At 65.5% G+C, this 24,207-nt stretch carries 20 protein-coding genes; 17 read left to right on the top strand and 3 right to left on the bottom strand.

The window, feature by feature from the left end:
* The first annotated feature begins 341 nt into the window (after positions 1-341).
* The 5 genes from carA to WS95_RS12450 all read left to right on the top strand — a co-directional run bounded on the left by carA (position 342) and on the right by WS95_RS12450 (position 6,568).
* The gene (gene carA, locus WS95_RS12470; RefSeq protein ID WP_034206947.1) at positions 342-1,487 is read left to right on the top strand and encodes a glutamine-hydrolyzing carbamoyl-phosphate synthase small subunit; all 1,146 of its coding nucleotides are present in this window, start codon (positions 342-344) and stop codon (positions 1,485-1,487) included.
* A 37-nt stretch (positions 1,488-1,524) separates the two neighbouring features.
* Positions 1,525-2,196, top strand: coding sequence for a leucine efflux protein LeuE (leuE, locus tag WS95_RS12465; protein ID WP_034206948.1), 672 nt, complete (start codon positions 1,525-1,527; stop codon positions 2,194-2,196).
* Between the two features lie 49 nt (positions 2,197-2,245).
* Positions 2,246-5,500 carry a carbamoyl-phosphate synthase large subunit gene (gene carB, locus WS95_RS12460; protein WP_059782632.1) on the top strand — a complete coding sequence of 1,085 codons (3,255 nt, stop codon included), beginning with the start codon at positions 2,246-2,248 and terminating at the stop codon, positions 5,498-5,500.
* A 118-nt stretch (positions 5,501-5,618) separates the two neighbouring features.
* Positions 5,619-6,095, top strand: coding sequence for a transcription elongation factor GreA (gene greA / locus WS95_RS12455; RefSeq protein WP_034206950.1), 477 nt, complete (start codon positions 5,619-5,621; stop codon positions 6,093-6,095).
* A gap of 14 nt (positions 6,096-6,109) precedes the next feature.
* Positions 6,110-6,568, top strand: a complete 459-nt coding sequence (locus WS95_RS12450; RefSeq protein WP_059824081.1) for a DUF4149 domain-containing protein — start codon at positions 6,110-6,112, stop codon at positions 6,566-6,568.
* Between the two features lie 49 nt (positions 6,569-6,617).
* Here WS95_RS12450 and WS95_RS12445 read toward each other — a convergent pair whose 3' ends face one another.
* On the bottom strand, positions 6,618-7,145 hold the full coding sequence (locus WS95_RS12445; RefSeq protein WP_059782635.1) for a YhbY family RNA-binding protein: 528 nt from the start codon (positions 7,143-7,145) through the stop codon (positions 6,618-6,620).
* A 191-nt stretch (positions 7,146-7,336) separates the two neighbouring features.
* Here WS95_RS12445 and WS95_RS12440 point away from each other — a divergent pair, with 191 nt between their 5' ends.
* From WS95_RS12440 to phoR, 11 genes are all read left to right on the top strand, one after another.
* On the top strand, positions 7,337-7,999 hold the full coding sequence (locus WS95_RS12440; RefSeq protein ID WP_034206952.1) for an RlmE family RNA methyltransferase: 663 nt from the start codon (positions 7,337-7,339) through the stop codon (positions 7,997-7,999).
* Positions 8,000-8,152: 153 nt separating this feature from the next.
* Positions 8,153-10,048, top strand: coding sequence for an ATP-dependent zinc metalloprotease FtsH (gene ftsH, locus WS95_RS12435; RefSeq protein WP_034206953.1), 1,896 nt, complete (start codon positions 8,153-8,155; stop codon positions 10,046-10,048).
* Between the two features lie 76 nt (positions 10,049-10,124).
* The gene (gene folP, locus WS95_RS12430; protein WP_034207873.1) at positions 10,125-11,018 is read left to right on the top strand and encodes a dihydropteroate synthase; all 894 of its coding nucleotides are present in this window, start codon (positions 10,125-10,127) and stop codon (positions 11,016-11,018) included.
* Positions 11,019-11,050: 32 nt separating this feature from the next.
* Positions 11,051-12,406, top strand: a complete 1,356-nt coding sequence (gene glmM / locus WS95_RS12425) for a phosphoglucosamine mutase (protein ID WP_059824079.1) — start codon at positions 11,051-11,053, stop codon at positions 12,404-12,406.
* Positions 12,407-12,849: 443 nt separating this feature from the next.
* On the top strand, positions 12,850-13,884 hold the full coding sequence (pstS, locus tag WS95_RS12420; RefSeq protein WP_034206955.1) for a phosphate ABC transporter substrate-binding protein PstS: 1,035 nt from the start codon (positions 12,850-12,852) through the stop codon (positions 13,882-13,884).
* A gap of 94 nt (positions 13,885-13,978) precedes the next feature.
* The gene (gene pstC / locus WS95_RS12415) at positions 13,979-14,962 is read left to right on the top strand and encodes a phosphate ABC transporter permease PstC (protein ID WP_034206956.1); all 984 of its coding nucleotides are present in this window, start codon (positions 13,979-13,981) and stop codon (positions 14,960-14,962) included.
* A complete protein-coding gene (gene pstA, locus WS95_RS12410; RefSeq protein WP_034206957.1) occupies positions 14,959-15,852 on the top strand; it encodes a phosphate ABC transporter permease PstA in 894 nt (297 codons plus the stop codon). The genes pstC and pstA overlap by 4 nt, the downstream gene beginning before the upstream one ends.
* A gap of 15 nt (positions 15,853-15,867) precedes the next feature.
* Positions 15,868-16,716, top strand: coding sequence for a phosphate ABC transporter ATP-binding protein PstB (gene pstB / locus WS95_RS12405; RefSeq protein WP_034206958.1), 849 nt, complete (start codon positions 15,868-15,870; stop codon positions 16,714-16,716).
* 18 nt (positions 16,717-16,734) lie between these two features.
* Positions 16,735-17,439 (top strand): phosphate signaling complex protein PhoU, encoded by a 705-nt coding sequence (phoU, locus tag WS95_RS12400; RefSeq protein WP_034206959.1) that lies wholly within the window; start codon positions 16,735-16,737, stop codon positions 17,437-17,439.
* 31 nt (positions 17,440-17,470) lie between these two features.
* Positions 17,471-18,172, top strand: a complete 702-nt coding sequence (gene phoB / locus WS95_RS12395; RefSeq protein ID WP_006750313.1) for a phosphate regulon transcriptional regulator PhoB — start codon at positions 17,471-17,473, stop codon at positions 18,170-18,172.
* Between the two features lie 57 nt (positions 18,173-18,229).
* Complete coding sequence (gene phoR / locus WS95_RS12390) at positions 18,230-19,549, top strand: phosphate regulon sensor histidine kinase PhoR (RefSeq protein WP_059501992.1); 1,320 nt, start codon at positions 18,230-18,232, stop codon at positions 19,547-19,549.
* 88 nt (positions 19,550-19,637) lie between these two features.
* Here the strand turns inward: phoR and ppk1 are convergent, their stop codons facing one another.
* Positions 19,638-21,701 (bottom strand): polyphosphate kinase 1, encoded by a 2,064-nt coding sequence (gene ppk1, locus WS95_RS12385; RefSeq protein WP_059501994.1) that lies wholly within the window; start codon positions 21,699-21,701, stop codon positions 19,638-19,640.
* Positions 21,702-21,981: 280 nt separating this feature from the next.
* Between ppk1 and ppx the strand changes: the two genes are divergently transcribed.
* Complete coding sequence (ppx, locus tag WS95_RS12380) at positions 21,982-23,496, top strand: exopolyphosphatase (protein WP_034206962.1); 1,515 nt, start codon at positions 21,982-21,984, stop codon at positions 23,494-23,496.
* A gap of 99 nt (positions 23,497-23,595) precedes the next feature.
* Here ppx and WS95_RS12375 read toward each other — a convergent pair whose 3' ends face one another.
* A complete protein-coding gene (locus WS95_RS12375; RefSeq protein ID WP_059782643.1) occupies positions 23,596-24,030 on the bottom strand; it encodes a hypothetical protein in 435 nt (144 codons plus the stop codon).
* Positions 24,031-24,207 lie beyond the last annotated feature (177 nt).

Below are 24,207 nucleotides of genomic sequence, written 5' to 3'. Positions count from 1 at the left end.
GCGGCCCCGGAAACGGGGCCGTAGCACGTCGCGCCGCGCCGCGGGGTGCGGCGCGACCGCGATCGGACGGCCATATCAATTGAAGATAGGCCCATTTTCAGGCTATAATTTGAAAGTTTGTGCTGATCAACCTCGCACCCTAGCGCCTACCTCATACATCCCGTTCATCCGCCGCACGCCGCCTGTCGGGCGATGCCGCGAAGCCTCGTGCGCCATGCGCCGGGTTCGCGTCTCGACAACGCAGGCCGCGTCCAGCTAGCGACCGCGCGCGCCCACGCAGCGCGGCGCGCGCGCGGCAGGGTAAACAGGTCGGCAGCAGGGTGTTCCCCAAGGAGCCTCCCGTGTTGCCGTCTTTTTCTCCCGCCTTGCTTGCACTCGCCGACGGCACGGTCTTTCGTGGTTATTCGATCGGGGCCGAAGGCCATACGATCGGCGAAGTCGTGTTCAATACCGCGATCACCGGCTATCAGGAAATCCTGACTGATCCGAGCTACTCGCGCCAGATCGTCACGCTCACCTATCCGCATATCGGCAACGTCGGCGTGAACGCCGAAGACGTCGAAGCCACGAAAGTCCATGCCGCCGGCCTGATCATCCGCGATCTGCCGACGCTCGCATCGAACTTCCGCATGGACCGCACGCTCGGCGACTACCTGCGCGACGAAGGCGTCGTCGCGATCGCCGGCATCGACACCCGCAAGCTGACCCGCATCCTCCGTGACAAGGGCGCGCAGAGCGGCTGCATCCTGACGGGCTCCGACGACGAAGCGAAGGCGATCGAGCTCGCGCGCTCGTTCGAGGGCCTCGCCGGCATGGATCTCGCGAAGGTCGTGTCGACCGCCAAGCCGTTCGAGTGGAAGCAGACGGAATGGCGTCTCGAAGGCGGCTACGGCATGCAGGAAGCGCCGAAGTATCGCGTCGTCGCGTACGACTTCGGCGTCAAGTACAACATCCTGCGCATGCTCGCGGAGCGCGGCTGCCACGTGACGGTGCTGCCCGCCCAGGCCAGCGCGGCCGATGCGCTCGCGCTGAATCCGGACGGCGTGTTCCTGTCGAACGGCCCCGGCGATCCGGAGCCGTGCGATTACGCGATCGCGGCCACGAAGGAGTTCATCGAGCGCGGCGTGCCGACCTTCGGCATCTGCCTCGGCCACCAGATCATGGGCCTCGCGGTGGGCGCGAAGACGCTCAAGATGAAAACGGGCCACCACGGCGCGAACCATCCGGTGAAGGATCTCGGCGACGGCCGTGTCGTGATCACGTCGCAGAACCACGGCTTCGCGGTCGACGCCGATTCGCTGCCGGCCAACGCGCGCGTGACGCACGTATCGCTGTTCGACGGCACGCTGCAGGGCTTCGAGCTGACCGACAAGCCGGCGTTCTGCTTCCAGGGCCACCCGGAAGCGTCGCCCGGCCCGCACGACATCGGCTACCTGTTCGACCGTTTCACCGCGCTGATGGACGCGGCGAAGCAGCGCAACGCTTAACGTCATCGACGCAACCGAAGGACGGGAGATTCGCATCATGTTCGGCCACGCACTCGGCATCACGGATATCTGGACCTACGTGTTCGGCGTGATCTTCATCATCCTGCTGCCGGGGCCGAACTCGATGTACGTGCTGTCGCTCGCCGCGCAGCGCGGCGTGAAGGCCGGTTATCGCGCGGCCTGCGGCGTGTTCGTCGGCGATACCGTGCTGATGGTGCTGTCGGCCGCGGGCGTCGCGTCGCTGCTGAAGGCGAACCCGCTGCTGTTCTCCGTCGTCAAGTACGGCGGCGCCGCGTATCTGCTGTACATCGGCATCGGGATGCTGCGCGGCGCGTGGAGCAAGCTGCGCGCGCGCGGCGATGCGCCGGTCGAGGCGCCGCAGGCGGACGACGGCGAGCGGTCTTTCGACAGGCCGTTCCGCAAGGCGCTGATCGTGAGCCTGCTGAATCCGAAGGCGATCCTGTTCTTCATCTCGTTCTTCATCCAGTTCGTCGACCCGGCATTCCCGCATCCCGCGCTGTCGTTCGTCGTGCTCGGGGCGATCGCGCAATGCGCGAGCTTCCTGTACCTGAGCACGCTGATCTTCGCGGGGGCGCGGCTCGCCGAGCATTTCCGTCGCCGCCGCAAGCTCGCGGCAGGCGCGGCGAGCAGCGTGGGCGGCCTGTTCATCGGTTTCTCGGTGAAGCTTGCGCTCGCGACCATGAGCTGAGCGCCGCCGGCCGACCCACGACAACGATTACTTATTGAATTCACAAGCCATGCCAAAACGCACAGACATCAAGAGCATCCTCATCATCGGCGCCGGCCCGATCATCATCGGCCAGGCGTGCGAGTTCGACTATTCGGGCGCGCAGGCTTGCAAGGCGTTGCGTGAGGAGGGCTACAAGGTCGTTCTCGTCAACAGTAACCCGGCGACGATCATGACCGACCCGAATACGGCCGACGTGACCTACATCGAGCCGATCACGTGGGAAGTCGTCGCGCGCATCATCGAGAAGGAGCGCCCGGACGCGATCCTGCCGACGATGGGCGGCCAGACCGCGCTGAACTGCGCGCTCGACCTGCACCACCACGGCGTGCTCGAGAAGTTCGGCGTCGAGCTGATCGGCGCGTCGCCGGAAGCGATCGACAAGGCGGAAGACCGCCAGAAGTTCAAGGACGCGATGACCAAGATCGGTCTCGGCTCCGCGAAGTCGGGCATCGCGCACTCGATGGAAGAAGCGACCAAGGTGCACGCCGAGATCATGGCGGCCACCGGCGGCAGCGGCTACCCGGTCGTGATCCGTCCGTCGTTCACGCTCGGCGGCTCGGGTGGCGGCATCGCGTACAACCGCGAAGAGTTCGAGGAGATCTGCAAGCGCGGTCTCGACCTGTCGCCCACGCGCGAGCTGCTGATCGAAGAGTCGCTGCTCGGCTGGAAGGAATACGAGATGGAAGTCGTGCGCGACCGCGCCGACAACTGCATCATCGTCTGCTCGATCGAAAACCTCGACCCGATGGGCGTGCACACCGGCGACTCGATCACGGTCGCGCCTGCACAGACGCTCACCGACAAGGAGTACCAGATCCTGCGTAACGCATCGCTCGCGGTGCTGCGCGAGATCGGCGTCGACACGGGCGGCTCGAACGTGCAGTTCTCGATCAACCCGAAGGACGGCCGCATGGTCGTCATCGAGATGAACCCGCGCGTGTCGCGTTCGTCGGCGCTCGCGTCGAAGGCCACCGGCTTCCCGATCGCGAAGGTCGCCGCGAAGCTGGCGGTCGGCTACACGCTCGACGAGTTGAAGAACGAAATCACCGGCGGCCAGACGCCGGCGTCGTTCGAGCCGACGATCGACTACGTCGTCACGAAGATCCCGCGTTTCGCGTTCGAGAAGTTCCGCGAAGCCGATTCTCGCCTGACCACGCAGATGAAGTCGGTCGGCGAAGTGATGGCGATCGGCCGCACGTTCCAGGAATCGTTCCAGAAGGCGCTGCGCGGCCTTGAAGTCGGCGTCGACGGCCTCGACGAGAAGTCGACCAACCGCGACGAGATCGCGATCGAGATCCACGAGCCGGGCCCGGATCGCATCTGGTACGTCGGCGATGCGTTCCGCATCGGCATGACGGCCGAGGAAATCTTCGCGGAAACCGCGATCGACCCGTGGTTCCTCGAGCAGATCGAGCAGATCATCCTGAAGGAAAAGGCGCTCGGCGGCCGCACGCTCGCGTCGCTGACGTTCGACGAGCTGCGCTACCTGAAGCAGAGCGGCTTCTCCGACCGCCGCCTCGCGAAGCTGCTCGGCGCGACGCCGGAAGACGTCCGCAAGCGCCGCGTGGAACTGAACGTGCGCCCGGTCTACAAGCGCGTCGACACGTGCGCGGCCGAGTTCGCGACGAAAACGGCCTACATGTACTCGACCTACGAGGAAGAGTGCGAGGCGCAGCCGACCACGAACAAGAAGATCATGGTGCTGGGCGGCGGCCCGAACCGGATCGGCCAGGGCATCGAGTTCGACTACTGCTGCGTGCACGCGGCGCTCGCGATGCGCGAGGACGGCTATGAAACGATCATGGTCAACTGCAACCCGGAAACGGTGTCGACCGACTACGACACGTCCGATCGCCTGTACTTCGAGCCGCTGACGCTCGAAGACGTGCTCGAGATCGTCGACAAGGAAAAGCCGGTCGGCGTGATCGTCCAGTACGGCGGCCAGACGCCGCTGAAGCTCGCGCTCGACCTCGAGGCGCACGGCGTGCCGATCGTCGGTACGTCGCCGGACATGATCGACGCGGCCGAAGACCGCGAACGCTTCCAGAAGCTGCTGCAGGACCTCGGCCTGCGCCAGCCGCCGAACCGCACCGCCCGCGCCGAAGACGAAGCGCTCGCGCTGGCCGACGAAATCGGCTATCCGCTCGTCGTGCGTCCGTCGTACGTGCTCGGCGGCCGCGCGATGGAAATCGTCCACGAGCCGCGCGACCTCGAGCGCTACATGCGCGAGGCCGTGAAGGTGTCGAACGATTCGCCGGTGCTGCTCGACCGCTTCCTGAACGATGCGATCGAGTGCGACGTCGACTGCATCTGCGACGGCGAAGCCGTGTTCATCGGCGGCGTGATGGAGCACATCGAGCAGGCGGGCGTTCACTCGGGCGACTCGGCGTGCTCGCTGCCGCCGTACTCGCTGTCGAAGGAAACCGTGACCGAACTGAAGCGCCAGACGGGCGCGATGGCGAAGGCGCTGAACGTGGTCGGCCTGATGAACGTGCAGTTCGCGATCCAGCAGGTGCCGCAGGCGGATGGGTCGAAGCAGGACATCATCTACGTGCTGGAAGTGAACCCGCGCGCGTCGCGCACGGTGCCGTACGTGTCGAAGGCGACCAGCCTGCCGCTCGCGAAGATCGCGGCGCGCGCGATGGTCGGCCAGAAGCTCGCGCAGCAGGGCGTGACGAAGGAAATCGAGCCGCCGTACTTCAGCGTGAAGGAAGCGGTGTTCCCGTTCGTCAAGTTCCCGACCGTCGATCCGGTCCTCGGGCCCGAAATGCGTTCGACGGGCGAAGTGATGGGCGTCGGCCAGACGTTCGGCGAAGCGCTGTTCAAGTCGCAGCTCGCGGCCGGTTCGCGCCTGCCGGAGTCGGGCACGGTGCTGCTGACCGTGATGGACGCGGATAAACCGAAGGCCGTCGAAGTCGCGCGCATGCTGCACGACCTCGGCTACCCGATCGTCGCGACCAAGGGCACGGCTGCCGCGATCGAAGCGGCCGGCGTGCCGGTGAAGGTCGTGAACAAGGTGAAGGACGGCCGTCCGCACATCGTCGACATGATCAAGAACGGCGAGATCGCACTCGTGTTCACGACGGTCGACGAGACGCGCCAGGCGATCGCCGATTCGCGTTCGATCCGCATGAGCGCGCAGGCGCACAAGGTCACGTACTACACGACGATGTCGGGCGCGCGCGCGGCCGTCGAGGGCTTGCGCTACCTGAAGGATCTGGAAGTCTATGATTTACAAGGTCTTCACGCTCGCCTAAACTAAGCGGTCAGTTACCTGTCGAAGCAACACGTGCCGCGATTAGGCGGTGTTTCCAGTGCATCGGAAGCGCGCTTAATCGCGGTGATTTTTTTTATAGCCGTTTTTAGCGATTGAGCCGTTTATGAGCACCATTCCGTTGACAAAGCGTGGCGCAGAGCAACTGCGCGATGAATTGCAGCGCCTCAAGTCCGTCGAGCGGCCGGCCGTGATCAACGCGATCGCGGAGGCCCGCGCACAGGGCGACCTGTCCGAAAACGCCGAATACGATGCCGCGAAGGAAAAACAGGGCTTCATCGAGGGGCGCATCGCCGAACTCGAATCGAAGCTGTCCGCCGCGCAGGTCATCGACCCCACGGTGCTCGACGCCGATGGCCGCGTGGTGTTCGCCGCGACGGTCGAGCTCGAGGATCTCGAGTCGGGCGACACCGTCAAGTACCAGATCGTCGGCGACGACGAAGCCGACATCGATCACGGCCTGATCTCGGTCAGCTCGCCGATCGCGCGCGCGCTGATCGGCAAGTCCGAAGGCGACGTCGCCGCCGTGCAGGCGCCGAGCGGCGTGCGCGAGTACGAAATCATCTCGGTCAGCTACATCTGAAGCGGGGCGACGTGATGCCGCATCGCGTGTTCCGTCTGCTGTCGGCCGTGTGGGTCGGCAGCCTGCTGACGATCGGGTATGCGGTCGCGCCCGTGTTGTTCAAGACGCTGGAGCGGATGACGGCCGGTTCGGTCGCCGCCCAGCTGTTTCGCATCGAGGCGATCCTCGGCGTCGTGTGCGGCGTGCTGCTGCTCGCGTTGTCGAACCAGCAGGTGCGGCGCGGCATCAGCGAATATCGCCGCGTGCGCTGGATCGTTGCCGCGATGGTCGTGTGCGTGCTGGTCGGGTATTTCGCGCTGCAGCCGTTCATGAACGCGCTGCGGGTGGCCGCGATGGATGCGGGCACCGATATCGCGAATTCGCCGTATGCGAGCCGCTTCGGGATGCTGCACGGCGTCTCGAGCGTGTTCTATCTCGTCGAGAGCGTGCTGGGGCTGATGCTGATCTGGCGTCTGCCGACGCGCGACGCCTGAGCGGCGCGCCGGGGCAGGGCGGCACGGGAATCCGTGCCGCACCGGCGTGTTACTTGCCCTGGAACGGCCGCTTGGTGCTGGCCTGGCGCTTTTTCGCACGCTTCACGGTGCCGCCTGCGGTCACGCGCTCGTTGCCGCGCACGGTGACCTTGACCGGCCGCGGACGGCGCACGGGGCTCGCGTTCGGCGACACCTTGACGACCTTGACGGTGCGCGGCGCACGACCCTTGCGGTCGTCGGCGGCTTCGGCCGCGCTCGGCAGCGCGCCGGCACGACGGCCGCGGGTCGGGGCCGCAACCGCCGCCTCGGGCTTCCAGATCACCAGCAGCTTGCCGATGTGCTGGATCGGCGCCGCGTTCAGGCGGTCGCAGATCTCGTCGTAGATCGCGACGCGCGTGTCGCGTTCGTCGCCGAACACGCGGATCTTGATCAGTTGGTGCGCGTCGAGGTGCACCTTGATTTCCTTCAGTACGGCGTCGGTCAGCCCTTCGGCGCCGATCAGCACGACGGGCTTGAGCGCATGGGCCTGGGAGCGCAGCGCGGAGCGCTCGGCGGGAGAAAGCGAAAGGGCGGGCATGGAAATGTCGAAATCTTAATAAGGGCGCGCCGACTGGATAGCGATCGCGGAACGTTACCGCGTCAGCCGTGCGCCGAAACCACGTAAAATCGCGGCTTGGGCCTGAAAAGGGGCCGCAGCCGCGCGAAGAAGACGCGTATTATCCGCTAAAAGCGCGGCTTCACGAAGCAATTGGCAGCAATCTCTCTCGAATGGCAAAAAACCGCTTCAACCAGCACTGGCTGCACGACCACATCAACGACCCGTACGTCAAAATGGCGCAGCGGGAGGGCTATCGCGCGCGCGCCGCGTACAAGCTGAAGGAAATCGACGAGCAGGACAAGCTGATCCGTCCGGGCCAGGTGATCGTCGATCTCGGCGCGACGCCGGGCAGCTGGAGCCAGTATGCCCGCAACAAGCTCGCGCAGGGCAAGAAGCGCGACGCGGCGCGCGAAGGCGGCATCGACGGCACGATCGTTGCGCTCGACATCCTGCCGATGGAGCCGATCGCCGACGTCCACTTCCTGCAGGGCGACTTCCGCGAGGACGACGTCCTCCACCAGCTCGAAGAAGTGCTCGAAGGCCGCGCAGTGGACCTTGTTATTTCCGACATGGCCCCCAACCTGTCCGGGGTGGCCTCGGCGGACGCGGCGCGCATCGAGCATCTCTGCGATCTGGCGCTCGAATTCGCGCAGAACCATCTGAAGCCGGACGGTGCGCTGCTCGTGAAGTGTTTTCACGGCAGCGGCTACAGCCAGATCGTCGAGAAGTTCAAACAGCAGTTTAAGGTCGTCGCGCCGCGCAAGCCCAAGGCATCCCGCGACAAATCGTCCGAAACGTTCATTTTGGGTCGGCAACTGAAGCACCCGCGCTGATGCGCAAACGGGCTCCGGCCCTTGCCAGACAAGCGAAGCGCTATCGCGGCGGTTGTCAATGCTTATGGCAGGGGTGGTCGGACTGGATTAGAATGACCGAGGGGCGCCGCAAGGAAAATGTAGGCGCTCGTCTACGAGTGAAGGAGTGGTGCTTTGAACAACAATATGTTTTCGAAGGCAGCGGTGTGGCTGGTGATCGCACTGGTGCTGTTTACGGTGTTCAAGCAGTTCGACAAGCCCCGCGTCCAGGAAGGCGTGTCCTATTCGCAGTTCATGGACGACGCCAAGAACGGCAAGGTCAAGAACGTCATCGTTCAGGGGCGCAACCTCACCGTCACTCCGGCTGATGGCCAGAAATACCAGATCGTGTCGCCCGGCGACATCTGGATGGTCGGCGATCTGATGAAGTACGGCGTGCAGGTCAGCGGCAAGGCCGACGACGAGCCGAACGCGCTGATGTCCGCGCTGTATTACCTCGGGCCGACGATCCTGATCATCGTGTTCTGGTTCTACATGATGAGGCAGATGCAGGGGGGCGGCAAAGGCGGCGCATTCTCGTTCGGGAAATCGCGTGCGCGGCTGATCGACGAGAACAACAATGCGGTGAACTTCTCCGACGTCGCGGGCTGCGACGAAGCGAAGGAGGAAGTGTCCGAGCTCGTCGACTTCCTGCGCGATCCGCAGAAATTCCAGAAACTGGGCGGCCGCATTCCGCGCGGCGTGCTGCTGGTCGGCCCTCCGGGTACCGGCAAGACGTTGCTCGCTCGCGCGATCGCGGGTGAAGCGAAGGTGCCGTTCTTCAGCATCTCGGGTTCGGACTTCGTCGAAATGTTCGTCGGTGTCGGTGCGGCCCGCGTGCGCGACATGTTCGAGCAGGCGAAGAAGCATGCGCCGTGCATCGTGTTCATCGACGAAATCGACGCGGTCGGCCGTCATCGCGGCGCCGGCATGGGCGGCGGCAACGACGAGCGCGAGCAGACGCTGAACCAGATGCTCGTCGAGATGGACGGCTTCGAGGCGAACTCGGGCGTGATCGTGATCGCCGCGACCAACCGTTCCGACGTGCTCGACAAGGCGCTGCTGCGTCCGGGCCGTTTCGACCGTCAGGTGTATGTGGGCCTGCCGGACATCCGCGGCCGCGAGCAGATCATGCGCGTGCACCTGCGCAAGGTGCCGATCGCGAACGACGTCGACGCGGCGGTCATCGCGCGCGGCACGCCGGGCTTCTCGGGCGCCGATCTCGCGAACCTCGTGAACGAGGCGGCGTTGTTCGCCGCACGTCGCGGCAAGCGCATCGTCGAGATGCAGGATTTCGAGGATGCGAAGGACAAGATCTTCATGGGTCCGGAGCGCAAGTCGGCCGTGATCCGCGAGGAAGCGAAGCGCGCAACCGCGTATCACGAGTCGGGCCACGCGGTGATCGCGAAGCTGCTGCCGAAGGCCGACCCGGTGCACAAGGTCACGATCATCCCGCGCGGTCGCGCGCTGGGCGTCACCTGGCAGTTGCCGGAGCATGACAACGAGACGTATTCGAAGGATTACCTGCTGGACCGCCTCGCGATCCTGTTCGGCGGGCGGGTGGCCGAAGAGCTGTTCATGAATCTGGTCAGCACCGGCGCATCGGACGACTTCAACAAGGCCACGCAGACGGCGCGTGCGATGGTTGCGCGTTTCGGCATGACCGACGCACTCGGGCCGATGGTCTACGTCGACGACGAGAACGATGCGTCGCCGTTCGGCCGCGGCTTCACGCGCACGATTTCGGAAGCGACGCAGCAGAAGGTCGACTCGGAAATCCGCCGCGTGCTCGACGAACAGTACAACCTCGCGCGTCGCCTGCTCGAAGAGAACCGCGACAAGGTCGAGGCGATGACGGCCGCGCTGATGGAGTGGGAGACGATCGACGCCGATCAGATCAACGACATCATGGAAGGCCGTCCGCCGCGCTCGCCGAAGAGCTCGCCGGCTGTCGGCGGCGATTCGTCGGGCGGCGGCAGCGCCGAGGTCAAGCCCGGCAGCGCGCCGGCGCCGGCTACGCCGGCGGCATAATCTCCGCTTTAGCACCGTTCACGGGCTGGTGTGGCTTCACACCGGCCCGTTTTGCATTCATCCACGCTAGTTGCTCGTGTCCGATTCCGCAGTGTCCCCGTTCATTCCCGCGCCGCTCCGGTGCGGCCGCTTCGAACTGACGTTCGAACGCCCGCTCGTGATGGGCATCCTCAACGCAACGCCCGATTCGTTTTCCGACGGCGGCCGCTTCCTCGCGCGCGACGATGCGCTGCGCCAGGCCGAGCGGATGATCGCCGACGGCGCGGACCTGCTCGACATCGGCGGCGAATCGACGCGCCCCGGCGCACCGCCCGTGCCGCTCGACGACGAGCTCGCGCGCGTGATTCCGCTCGTCGAGGCGCTGCGGCCGCTGAACGTGCCGCTGTCGATCGATACCTACAAGCCGGCCGTGATGCGCGCGGCGCTGGCCGCCGGCGCGGACCTGATCAACGACATCTGGGGGTTCCGCCAGCCGGGTGCGATCGACGCGGTGCGCGACGGCAATAGCGGCCTGTGCGCGATGCACATGCTCGGCGAGCCGCAGACGATGCAGGTCGGCGAACCCGACTACGGCGACGTCGTGACCGACGTGCGTGACTTTCTCGCGGCCCGCGCGCAGGCGCTGCGCGACGCGGGGGTGGCGGCGGAGCGCATCTGCGTCGATCCCGGCTTCGGGTTCGGCAAGGCGGTCGTCGACGACAACTATGCGCTGCTGGCCGCATTGCCGGACACGGCACCGGCGCGACCCGACGGGCGCGCTTATCCGATTCTCGCCGGCATGTCGCGCAAATCGATGCTCGGCGCGGTGATCGGCGGCAAGCCGCCGATGGAGCGCGTCGCGGCGAGCGTGGCGGCCGCGGTGTGCGCGGTCGAGCGCGGCGCCGCGATCGTGCGCGTGCACGACGTCGCGGCGACGGTCGATGCGCTGAAAGTATGGAAAGCCGTGCGCGCAGCCGCGCGGCAACGATAAGCAAGTCAGAAAGACGAAGGAGGAAGGATTCCATGGGACGTCGATATTTCGGCACGGACGGCATTCGCGGCACGGTGGGCGACGCGCCCATCACGCCGGATTTCGTATTGCGTCTCGGCTATGCGGCCGGCAAGGTACTGGCCAGCTCGGCCGACGTCGCGGCAGGCTCGCGTCCGACCGTGCTGATCGGCAAGGACACGCGCGTGTCGGGCTACATGCTCGAAGCCGCGCTCGAGGCCGGATTCTCGGCGGCCGGCGTCGACGTGATGCTGGCCGGCCCGATGCCGACGCCCGGCGTCGCGTACCTGACGCGTGCGCTGCGTCTGTCGGCCGGTGTCGTGATCAGCGCGTCGCACAACCCGTATCACGACAACGGGATCAAGTTTTTCTCGGCTGACGGCAACAAGCTGCCCGACGACACCGAGGCTGCGATCGAAGCGTGGCTCGACAAGCCGCTCGAGTGCGCGCCGTCGGACGGGCTCGGCAAGGCGCGCCGCCTCGACGACGCCGGCGGCCGCTACATCGAGTTCTGCAAGAGCACGTTCCCGGCCGCGTTCGACCTGCGCGGGCTGAAGCTCGTGATCGATTGCGCGCACGGCGCCGCGTACCAGGTTGCGCCGCACGTATTCCACGAACTCGGCGCGGACGTCATTCCGATCGGCGTCGCGCCGAACGGCTTCAACATCAACGACGGCGTCGGCGCGACCGCGCCGGATGCGCTGGTGCGCGCGGTGCGGGCGAACCACGCCGATCTCGGCATTGCGCTCGACGGCGACGCCGATCGCCTGCAGGTCGTGGACGCGACCGGCCGTCTGTACAACGGCGACGAGCTGCTCTACGTGCTCGTGAAGGACCGGATCGCGACCGACGGCAAGGTCGACGGCGCGGTCGGCACGCTGATGACGAACCTCGCCGTCGAAGTCGCGCTGCAGCGCGAGGGCGTGAAATTCGTGCGGGCGGCGGTCGGCGACCGCTACGTGCTCGAGCAGTTGCGCGAGCACGGCTGGCAGCTCGGCGCGGAAGGGTCGGGCCACATCCTGTCGCTCGACCGGCACTCGACCGGCGACGGCATCGTGTCGGCGCTGCTCGTGCTGGCCGCGCTCAAGCGCAGCGGCCGCACCCTCGCGCAGATGCTCGACGGCGTCACGCTGTTCCCGCAGAAGCTGATCAACGTGCGGATGAAGCCGGGCGCCGACTGGAAGGGCAGCGCGTCGATTCGCGCCGCGATCGATGCAGCCGAAGCCGCGCTCGCCGGCAGCGGCCGTGTGCTGATCCGCGCATCGGGCACGGAGCCCGTGCTGCGCGTGATGGTCGAAGCGCAGCAGGCGTCCGATGCCGTGCGCCATGCGGAGACGATCGCCGACGCGGTGCGCGCGGCGACGACCTGACCTGCGCCGGGGCGCGTGACGGTCCGACGGACCCGCGCGCCGACTGCCGATGAATGTGCGTACGGCGCCCTCGGGCGCCGTCGTTTCGTCTGACGCAAAGGTTTGCCTTACCTAATAGAAGCAACGTTCGGCACACGCGCTGTTCCGATCGAATCGTGCATTCGACCCCGAAATCATGACTCTTGCCGGGCGGGCTTCCCGTCCGGCTGACGGTGCGCTACGATGCGCCCGCACGCCCCGGAAAAGGGCGATCCATCCCACCCTTCCGAGCCAGGCAATTCTTGCCGCCCGCGCCGCTCCCGCGCCTCGCCGCGCCACCCCGATACTCCCTTTCAACCAGTCATGTTACTGTCACGCCAGTTTCATCGATTGTCACATTACCGTCATGAGGAGCCCCTAACCTTCGCGGTGCCGTAGTCATCCGCTCACACACTGGAGGTCTCATGAAATTGATGCAAACCGCGATTGCCGGCCTGGCTGGCGCGCTTTTCGCCGTCGCCGCCCACGCTGCCGACATCACGGGCGCAGGTAGCACGTTCGCGATGCCGATCTATACGAAATGGGCTGCGGACTACCAGCAGTCCGGCGGTTCGAAGGTCAACTACCAGGGCATCGGCTCGTCGGGCGGCCTGAAGCAGATCGTCGCGAAGACGGTCGATTTTGCCGGTTCGGACGCACCGCTGAAGGACGAAGAGCTCGCGAAGGAAGGCCTGTTCCAGTTCCCGACGGTGGTCGGCGGCGTGGTGCCGGTCGTCAACGTGCCGGGCGTGAAGGCCGGCGAACTGACGCTGTCGGGCCCGGTGCTCGGCGACATCTACCTCGGCAAGATCAAGAAGTGGAACGACCCGGCGATCGTCGCGCTGAACCCGAAGGTCAAGCTGCCGGATACGGACATCGCCGTGGTCCGCCGCGCTGACGGTTCGGGCACGAGCTTCATCTGGACGAACTACCTGTCGAAGGTCAACGACGAGTGGAAGTCGAAGATCGGCGAAGGCACGACGGTCAACTGGCCGACGGGCACGGGCGGCAAGGGCAACGACGGCGTCGCGGCCTTCGTGCAGCGCCTGCCGGGCGCGATCGGTTACGTCGAGTGGGCGTACGCGAAGAAGAACAACATGACCTACACCGCGCTGAAGAATTCGACGGGCACGGTGGTCGAGCCGAAGACGGAAACGTTCAAGGCGGCAGCCGCAGGCGCGAACTGGTCGAAGTCGTTCTACCAGATCCTGACGAACCAGCCGGGCAAGGAAGCATGGCCGGTCGTCGGTGCGACGTTCGTGCTGCTGCACGCGAAGCAGGACAAGCCGGAGCAGGGCGCGGAAACGCTGAAGTTCTTCAGCTGGGCGTTCAAGAACGGCGAGAAGGCAGCCGACAGCCTCGACTACATCTCGCTGCCGGCGTCGGTCGAGACGGAAATCCGCAAGCAGTGGAAGACGAAGGTGACGGACGCTTCGGGCAAGCCGGTCGCCGCCGAGTAAGCCATCCAGCGGTTCGCTGCCCGGCCGTGCCGGTCGGGCAGTGTGTGCGGTAAAGCCGGGCGTTACGGCGCCCGGCAATCAAAAGCAGGCACCCATGTCTGATATTTCATACACGTCCTCCCGATCGCCCGACAGTGCACAGCGCGCGCCGAGCCGTCTCGGGGATGTCCTGTTCGGCGGCCTTGCGCGGCTCGCCGCGATCGTGACCCTGCTGTTGCTGGGCGGGATCATCGTTTCCCTGATCATTGCGTCGATGCCGACCATCCAGAAGTTCGGCCTCGGCTTCCTGTGGCAATCCGAGTGGGATCCCAACTCGGACATCTACGGCGCACTCGTGCCGATCTACGGCACCATCGTGACGTCGATCATTGCGCTCGTCATTGCAGTGCCGGTCAGTTTCGGCATCGCGTTGTTCCTCACCGAGCTCGCGCCCGTGTGGCTGCGCCGTCCGCTCGGCATCGCGATCGAGCTGCTCGCCGCGATTCCGTCGATCGTGTACGGCATGTGGGGGCTGCTCGTGTTCGCGCCGATCTTCGCCGAATACTTCCAGAAACCGATCGGCCGCCTGTTCAAGGACGTGTGGGTGCTCGGCCCGCTGACGTCCGGCGCGCCGATCGGCATCGGCATCCTCGCGGCCGGCGTGATCCTCGCGATCATGATCATCCCGTACATCGCGTCGGTGATGCGCGACGTGTTCGAGGTCACGCCGGTGCTGCTGAAGGAATCGGCATACGGAATCGGCTGCACGACCTGGGAAGTGATGTGGAAGGTCGTGCTGCCCTATACGAAGACCGGCGTGATCGGCGGCGTGATGCTCGGCCTCGGCCGCGCACTCGGCGAAACGATGGCCGTGACCTTCGTGATCGGCAACACCAACCTGCTCGACAGCGTGTCGCTGTTCGCGCCGGGCAACAGCATCACGTCGGCGCTCGCGAACGAATTCGCGGAAGCGCAGCCGGGCCTGCATACGTCCGCGCTGATGGAACTGGGCCTGATCCTGTTCGTGATCACGTTCATCGTGCTGTCCATCTCCAAACTGCTGCTGCTTCGTCTCGAGAAGGGAGAGGGCAAGAAATGAGCGAGCCCATCATGAATTTCCCGGGGCCGGACGGCGCCGCGCTCGACGCGATGCGCAACCGCCTGCAGCGCAAGCGCAAGGCCATCAACGCGATCGCGCTCGCCGCGTCGCTCGGCGCGATGGCCTTCGGCCTGGTGTGGCTCGTGTGGATTCTCTACACGACGGTGCACCTCGGCGTCGGCGGCCTGTCGCTGCAACTGTTCACCGAATCGACGCCGGCGCCGAACACGGAAGGCGGCGGTCTCGCGAACGCGATCGTCGGCAGCTTGCTGCTGTGCGGCTTCGGCACGCTGGTCGGCACGCCGATCGGCATTCTCGCGGGCGTCTATCTCGCCGAATACGGCCAGAAGAACCTGCTGGCGAGCACGATCCGCTTCATCAACGACATCCTGCTGTCGGCGCCGTCGATCGTCATCGGCCTGTTCGTGTACGCGATCGTCGTCGCGAAGTCGGGGCGCTTCTCCGGCTGGGCCGGCGTGATCGCGCTCGCGCTGCTGCAGATCCCGATCGTGATCCGCACGACCGAGAACATGCTGAAGCTCGTGCCGAACGCGCTGCGCGAAGCGGCCGTCGCGCTCGGCACGCCGAAATGGCGCATGGTGCTGAAGATCACGCTGCGCGCGTCGGTCGGCGGGATCGTGACGGGCGTGCTGCTCGCGGTCGCGCGGATCGCCGGCGAAACCGCGCCGCTGCTGTTCACCGCACTGTCGAACCAGTTCTTCTCGTGGGACATGAGCCAGCCGATGGCGAACCTGCCGGTCACGATCTACAAGTTCGCGATGAGCCCGTTCGCGGAGTGGCAGTCGCTCGCATGGGCGGGCGTGTTCCTGATTACGCTCGGGGTGCTCGGACTGAACGTCCTGGCGCGCTCGATCTTCTCGAAAAAGTAACGGCGGAGCAATCCGATGAATATGGCAGAAAGCCACCTGAATCCCGTCGAGCGCAACGCTGCGCCCACCGGCACGCACGATGCGGCGAACGGCCGTCCGCTCGCGCCGCTGAACGCGAAGATCGAGGTCAACAACCTCAACTTCTTCTACAACAAGTTCCATGCGCTGAAGAACATCAACCTGCGCATTCCCGAAGGGAAGGTGACGGCGTTCATCGGCCCGTCGGGCTGCGGCAAGTCGACGCTCTTGCGCACGTTCAACAAGATGTTCGCGCTCTATCCGGAGCAACGCGCCGAAGGCGAAATCCTGATGGACGGCGAGAACCTGCTGACGACGAAGCGCGACATCTCGCTGCTGCGCGCGCGGATCGGCATGGTGTTCCAGAAGCCGACCCCGTTCCCGATGTCGATCTACGACAACATCGCGTTCGGCGTGAAGATGTTCGAAAAGCTCACGCGTTCGGAAATGGACGACCGCGTCGAATGGGCGCTCACGAAGGCCGCGCTGTGGAACGAAGTGAAGGACAAGCTGAGCCAGAGCGGCTATGGGTTGTCGGGCGGCCAGCAGCAGCGTCTGTGCATCGCGCGCGGCATCGCGATCCGTCCGGAAGTGCTGCTGCTCGACGAACCGTGCTCGGCGCTCGACCCGATCTCGACGGGCCGCATCGAAGAGCTGATCGCGGAGCTGAAGAGTGACTACACGGTCGTGATCGTCACGCACAACATGCAGCAGGCCGCACGTTGCTCGGATTACACGGCCTACATGTACCTGGGCGAGCTGATCGAGTTCGGCGAGACCGAAAAGATCTTCATCAAGCCGGTGCGCAAGGAAACGGAAGACTACATCACCGGCCGCTTCGGTTGATGACGGAGAACAACAGTCATGTCGGATAAACATCTGTCGAGCCAGTTCGATGCGGACCTGAATGCCGTGTCGTCGAAAGTGCTGGAAATGGGCGGCCTCGTGGAGTCGCAGATCGTCGGCGCGATGCACGCGCTGAACGAATTCGATCGCGAGACGGCCGAGAAGGTGATCGCGGCCGAGGAAACGCTGAACGCGATGGAAGTGGACATCGACCAGGAGTGCGGCAACATCATCGCGCGGAGGCAGCCCGCCGCGCGCGACCTGCGTCTTTTGATGTCGATTTCGAAAACGATTACGAACCTCGAACGCGCCGGCGACGAGGCCGAGAAGATCGCGAAGCGCGTGCGCCGCCTGGTCGACGAGCCGGCCGCGCGTGCGGTCAACATCGCCGAGATCAAGGTGTCGGGCGAGATGGCCGTGACGATCCTGCGCCGCGCGCTCGACGCGTTCGCGCGCCTGGATACGGTGGCCGCCGCGCAGATCGTCAAGGACGACAAGGAGATCGACATGGAGTTTCGCGCGTTCGTGCGCAAGCTCGTGTCGTACATGCAGGAAGATCCGCGCACGATCTCGGTCGGCCTCGAGTACCTGTTCATCGCGAAAGCGATCGAACGGATCGGCGACCACGCGAAGAACATCGCCGAATTCATCATCTACATCGTGAAGGGCACCGACGTGCGGCACCAGCCGCGCGACACGCTCGATCGCGAAGCCAACAGTTAATCGACTCCGTACAGGAAGAACAGAGGTGCCGATGCCCAGCAACATTCTCGTCGTTGAAGATGAGCCCGCGATTTCCGAACTGATCTCGGTGAATCTCCAGCACGCCGGTCACTGCCCGATCCGCGCGTACAACGCCGAACAGGCGCAGAACCTGATCAGCGACGTGCTGCCCGATCTCGTGCTGCTCGACTGGATGCTGCCGGGCAAGTCCGGTATCGCGTTCGCGCGCGACCTGCGCAACAACGAACGGACCAAGCACATCCCGATCATCATGCTCACCGCCCGCGGCGACGAGCAGGACAAGGTGCTCGGCCTCGAGATCGGCGCGGACGACTACGTGACGAAGCCGTTCTCGCCGAAGGAATTGATGGCGCGCATCAAGGCCGTGCTGCGCCGCCGCGCACCGCAGCTGACCGAGGACGTCGTGTCGATCAACGGGCTGCGGCTCGACCCTGCCACGCATCGCGTCGCCGCGCACGGCGACGGCAGTGAGATCAAGCTCGATCTCGGCCCGACCGAGTTCCGCCTGCTGCATTTCTTCATGACGCATCCGGAGCGCGTGCACAGCCGCACGCAGTTGCTCGACCAGGTGTGGGGCGACCACGTGTTCGTCGAGGAGCGCACCGTCGACGTGCACATCAAACGATTGCGCGCGGCCTTGAAACCGGCCGGCTGCGATGCGATGATCGAAACCGTGCGCGGCAGCGGCTACCGCCTCGCCAAGCACGCGTAACGTATTCGGGCATGCCGTGTGCCGCGGCATGCCGTTCATTCTTTCGGACGCTGAATCATGAACATCATCTGGGCGCGCTTTCTGGTGTCGCTCGTGCTGCTCGTGCTGATCGGCGTGTTGGTCGGTGTCTTCGCTGGCCCGACCGCGGGCCTAGCGTTCGTGGTCGTGATGCTGGTCGCGCAGGGCTTTTTCAGCACCTTCCATACGCAACGTTTGTGGCGCCTGCTCGATGCGCCGGTCTACGGCGAAGTGCCGAGCGCGCCGGGCATCTGGGGCGAAATCTACTATCGGCTGCACAAGCTCGCGAAGCAGTGGCATGCGCAGGTGCGACAGGTCGAACAGCAGCATTCGCGCTTCATCCAGGCGATCCAGGCGTCGCCGAACGGCGTCGCGATGCTTGACGACCACGACCAGATCGAATGGTGCAACGCGATCGCCGAAGTCCATTTCGGCCTCGATGCGAAGCGCGACCTGCGCCAGCACATCACGAACCTGGTGCGCCACCCCGACTTCGTCCGCTACCTGAATGCGCAGCATTACGACGAGACGCTGGTGATGCGCGGCATGGGCGATTCGCGGCAGAACGTGCTGGCCGTGCAGGTGTTTCCGTACGGCGAGAACCGCAAGCTGCTGCTCACGCAGGACATCACCGAGCTCGAGCGCACCGACGCGATGCGGCGCGACTTCGTCGCGAACGTGTCGCACGAATTGAAGACGCCGCTCACCGTGCTGTCGGGCTTCCTCGAGACGATGCGCGAGTTGCCGCTGAACGAGGAGGATCGCGCGCGCTATCTCGACATGATGGAGCAACAGGCATCGCGGATGCGGCACATCGTGACCGACCTGCTGGTGCTCGCGAAGCTGGAAGGCGAGAGCAAGCCGCCGGTCGATCACGCGATCGACATGCGTGCGGTGTTCGATCATCTGAAGGAGGATGCGCACACGCTGTCGAACGGGCATCACGACATCGCGTTCTCGATCGACGAGACGCTCGGCGTCACGGGCGCGCAGACGGAGTTGTTCAGCGCGTTCGCGAATCTCGTCACGAACGCGATCCGCTATACGCCGGACGGCGGCAAGATCGTCGTGTCGTGGCGGCGCGAGGGCGCGCAGGGCGTCTTTTCCGTCACGGACAGCGGCTTCGGGATTCCGGCCGCGGACCTGCCGCGGCTCACCGAGCGCTTCTACCGCGTCGATCGCAGCCGGTCGCGCGATACGGGCGGCACGGGCCTCGGGCTCGCGATCGTCAAGCACGTGCTGCAGCGGCACGACGCGCATCTGTACGTGCAGAGCGAGGAAGGACGCGGCAGTACGTTTACCGCACGGTTCCCGGGCTCGCGCATCATCGCGATCCGGCCGGCCGCTTACGAAGCATGATCGCGTAGCGGCCCGGCATCAAAAAAGCAGCCCGCGGGCTGCTTTTTTTGGGGGCGAAGCGGCGCTCGACCCGCATCGCGCCGGCGGCTCACGAGCAGAATTTCGCGAGTAACCCGAGCTGTGCGTTGCGGATCGTCTTGCCGGTGCGACGGCGGCGATAGTGGCCGTCGCTGTGCATCTGCCAGGCCGACTGATTGTCGCCGAGGCACACCGACAGCCCTTCGGCGATCACGCGCCGCTTGAGCTTGCGCTCGCGGATCGGGAACGCGACTTCGACGCGGCGGAACAGGTTGCGGTCCATCCAGTCGGCGCTCGACAGATAGACGTCCTCGGCGCCGCCCGCGTGGAAATAGTAGATGCGGTGGTGTTCGAGGAAGCGGCCGACGATCGAGCGCACCGTGATGTTTTCCGACAGCCCCGGCACACCGGGCTTCAGCGCGCAGACGCCGCGCACGATCAGGTCGACCTTGACGCCGGCCTGCGACGCTTCGTACAGCGCGGCGATCACCGACGGCTCCAGCAGCGCGTTCATTTTCGCGACGATGCGCGCGCGCTTGCCGGCCTGCGCATTGACGATCTCCGCGCGGATCGAATCGATGATGCGCGGATGCAGCGTGAACGGCGACTGCCACAGCTCGTGCAGCGTCAGTTCGCCGCCGATGCCGGTCAGTTGCTGGAATACGTGATGAACGTCCTCGCAGATCTTCTGGTCGGCCGTCATCAACCCGAAGTCGGTGTAGAGGCGTGCGGTGCGCGGATGGTAATTGCCGGTGCCGAGGTGCACGTAGCGGCGCAGCGACGCCTTGCCGGCCTGCACGACACGTCGCACGATCAGCATCATCTTCGCGTGGCACTTGTGGCCGACCACGCCGTACACGACATGCGCGCCGACGGCTTCGAGCTGCGACGCCCAGTTGATGTTGGTTTCCTCGTCGAAGCGCGCGAGCAGCTCGACGACGACGGTCACTTCCTTGCCGTTGCGCGCGGCTTCCATCAGTGCGTCCATCAGCGGCGAGTCGGTGCCGGTGCGGTAGATCGTCTGTTTGATCGCGACGACGCTCGGGTCTCTCGCGGCCTGCTGCAGCAGTTCGAGCACCGGCTGGAAGCTTTCGTACGGGTGGTGCAGCAGGATGTCGCCGGCGTCGATCGCGTCGAACATCGTCGGCGCGTTGGTGATGGCGGCAGGCGTCGATGCGGTAAACGGCGTGAACTTCAGGTCGGGGCGGTCGACGAGATCGGGAATCTGCATCAGGCGCACGAGGTTCACGGACCCGGCCACGCGATAGCAGTCCTTGTCGCCGAGTTCGCTTTCCTCGAGCAGGCGTCGCACGATGTGCAGCGGCGTGTCGGCCGACACTTCGAGGCGTACCGCGTTGCCGAGGTGGCGCGCGGGCAGTTCGCCCTGCAGCGCGACACGCAGGTTCGTGATTTCGTCTTCGTCGACGAACAGCTCGCTGTTGCGCGTGATGCGGAACTGGTTGCAGCTCTTCACGACGAGTTGCGGGAAGAGTTCGCCGACGAAGCGCTGCATGAACGAGCTCAACAGCACGAAGCCGTGCTCGAAACCCGACAGCGCATGCGGCATGCGCACCACGCGCGGCAGCGCGCGCGGCGCCTGCACGATGCCCATCACGGCCTGGCGACCGAACGCGTCGCGGCCTTCGAGCTCGACGACGAAGTTCAGGCTCTTGTTCAGTACGCGCGGGAACGGGTGGGCGGGATCGAGGCCGATCGGCGTCAGCACGGGCAGCAGCTCGTCGAGGAAATAGTGGCGCGCCCATTCGAGCTGCTCGTCGTTCCACGAGTCGCTCGCGTGGAAGTAGATGCCTTCCTGTTCGAGCGCCGGCAGCACGGTTTCGTGCAGCATCGTGTACTGTCGATGAACGAGCCGCTGCGCGCGTTCGACGACGAGATCGTAAGCGTGCTGTAACGACATGCCGTCGGGCGTGAGCGCGCCGGGGTTGTCGCGGATTTGTTCCTGCAGGCCGGCCATCCGGACTTCGAAGAATTCGTCGAGGTTGCTGCTGGTGATGCAGATGAAGCGCAGGCGCTCGAGCAACGGCACTTGCGGGTCGGCCGCCTGGGCCAGCACGCGCTCGTTGAAACCGAGGATGCCGAGTTCACGATTGAGAAGCGGGTAACGGACGGACATCGGCAGAGTAGGGGGGAATTCAGGCGATGAATCGAAAGGACGCTCGGAAACTCTCACGGTACGATGACGTGCTGATGACAGCAATGGTTTTTATATCGGGAAATTCTACGCCGTAACCGTTTCGTCGCATAAATGTTTCGGCTATATGGAATCGAGCAGTGTGCATGCCCGTGAAGCGTGGCAACGGCAAGCGTTCCACGCTTAAAATGTCGCCTTTGATTGATCGCCCGCGGTTGCCGGAACGGCGGCCGCGGAAGAACGCGCACGGAGCCCCCTTCTGATGGTTACAACTCCCCACTTGCTGGCTGCCGTGGATCTCGGCTCGAACAGCTTCCGGCTGATCGTCGGGCGCGTCGAGGAAACGCCGGCGGGCAGCCAGATCTACCCCGTCGACGCGCTGCGCGAGCCGGTTCGGCTGGCCGCCGGCCTGTCGAGCGACAAGATGCTCGATCGCGCGTCGCAGGAACGTGGCTGGGAGGCGCTCAAGCGGTTCGGCGAGCGCCTGCGCGATTTCCATCCCGATCATGTGCGCGCGGTGGCGACCAACACGCTGCGCGTCGCGAAGAACGCCGCCGAATTCCTCGGCGAGGCCGAGGCGGCGCTCGGGTTCCCGATCGAAGTGATCGCGGGCCGCGAAGAGGCGCGCCTCATCTATGCGGGCGCCGCGCACTCGGTGCCGGCGAGTGCCGGCAAGCGGCTCGTCGTCGACATCGGCGGCGGCTCGACCGAATTCATCATCGGTTCGCACTACACGCCGATCGTGATGGAAAGCCTCTACATCGGTTGTGTAAGCCATAGCCGCACCTTCTTTCCGGCCGGCAACGTCGACGAATACACGATGCGGCAGGCCGAACTCGCGGCCAAGCGCGAGATCCAGATCATTTCGAGCGAATACAAGAAGGCCGGCTGGGATCAGGCGATCGGGTCGTCCGGCACCGCGCGCGCGCTCGCGGAACTCGTCGAGGCGAACGGCTTCAACGATCCGGGCATCACGCACGGCATTTCGCGCGGCGGCCTCGAGCGGCTCAAGCGTGCGCTGATCAAGTCGGAGAACGTCAACCGGCTGAAGCTGATCGCGCTGAAGCCCGACCGCGTGCCGGTGCTTGCCGGCGGCCTGGCGATCATGCTGGCGGTGTTCGAGGAGCTGGGCGTCGACTACGTCGATACGACCGACGGCGCGCTGCGCCTCGGCGTGCTGTACGACCTGCTCGGCCGGACGCAGCACGAGGACATGCGTGCGGTGACCGTCGAGGGTTTCATGCGCCGCTACGGCGTCGATCGTGCGCAGGCCGAGCGGATCGGCGCGCTCGCCGGGCGCTTCTACGACGAGCTCGAGGAAGACGACGAGGAAGCGCGCGAGGAAGGGCGGATGTTCCTCGGCTGGGCGGCCGCGCTGCACGAGATCGGCCTGTCGATCTCGCACAGCGCGTATCACAAGCATTCGGCCTATATCGCGAGCAACGCGGACATGCCGGGTTTTTCGCGCACCGACCAGGCGCGGCTCGCGGCGCTCGTGCTCGGCCATGCGGGCAAGCTCGGGAAATTGTCGCAGGCGCGCGAGGTCGAGTGGCCGCTGCTGTTCTGCCTGCGGCTCGCGGCGCTGCTGTGCCGGCGCCGGACCGACGCGGGGCTGCCCGACATTTCCGTTTCGCAGATGAAGAAGGGCGGGTATGAGGTGCGTCTGCCGAACGCCTGGGTCGAGCAGAACCCGTTGACCGACTACAGCCTCAGCCAGGAGGCGGCGGAGTGGGAGAAGGTCGGTATTCCGTATCGCGTGGTGTATACCGGCGCGTGACGGGGCGATAGCGGGCCGGAAGGCGCTCGGGCTCCGGGTGGAGCGATGCCGGCGGCGCGCCCGCTCAGGCGCGGCCGCACCGGCGTGCCGGCGGTCCGCTCAGTCCGACGAGCAGACGATCGCGGTCAGGAACGGGAACGCCTGCTTGACGGTTGCGTCGCTGCCGGCCTTGCGCACGGCTTCCTCGACCGAACTCTTCGTGCCGCGCACGACGACCCCGTAAGCCCAGTCGCCGATCGGCGTGCCGTCGCCCGGACGGAAGATCGGGTCATTCGCCTGGTAGCCTAGCACGACATAGACGCCGAAGCCGTAGGCCGTCAGCGGGCGGCTCGTGCGGAACGCATTGACCGAGTTCGATTCGACGTGCATCGGCTCCGACTGGATGTCGCCGGCGGCGAGCAGCGGCGCGACGAACTTGTGGCCGGTCGAATGGCAGTCGAGCGCGTCGTCGAGCGCTTTCGCCGATGCGGAGCCGACGGTGGCGAGCACGAGCAGCGACGCGCAGAGGGCTGGCTTGAGAACGTTGTTTTTCATGCGCGGTTCGGGTTGTTCACACGTATTATCGCGTGTTCCAGCAAGTTCCGTGCGCGGGCTTGGCGGTGTATGTGTAGGCGGGGCGATGGGGTGGTTGAGCCGGGGCCGGGCCGCACGCCGCGCGTGCCGAAAAACGGGTGGGCATCCAGGATGCCGGCAAAAATCGCCCGTAAACGG

The organism is Burkholderia sp. MSMB1826, assembly GCF_001526325.1.
Classification (GTDB): Bacteria; Pseudomonadota; Gammaproteobacteria; order Burkholderiales; family Burkholderiaceae; genus Burkholderia.
Note: the sequence above shows the minus strand (reverse complement) of the source record. Positions and strands in the feature narration are given on the sequence as shown.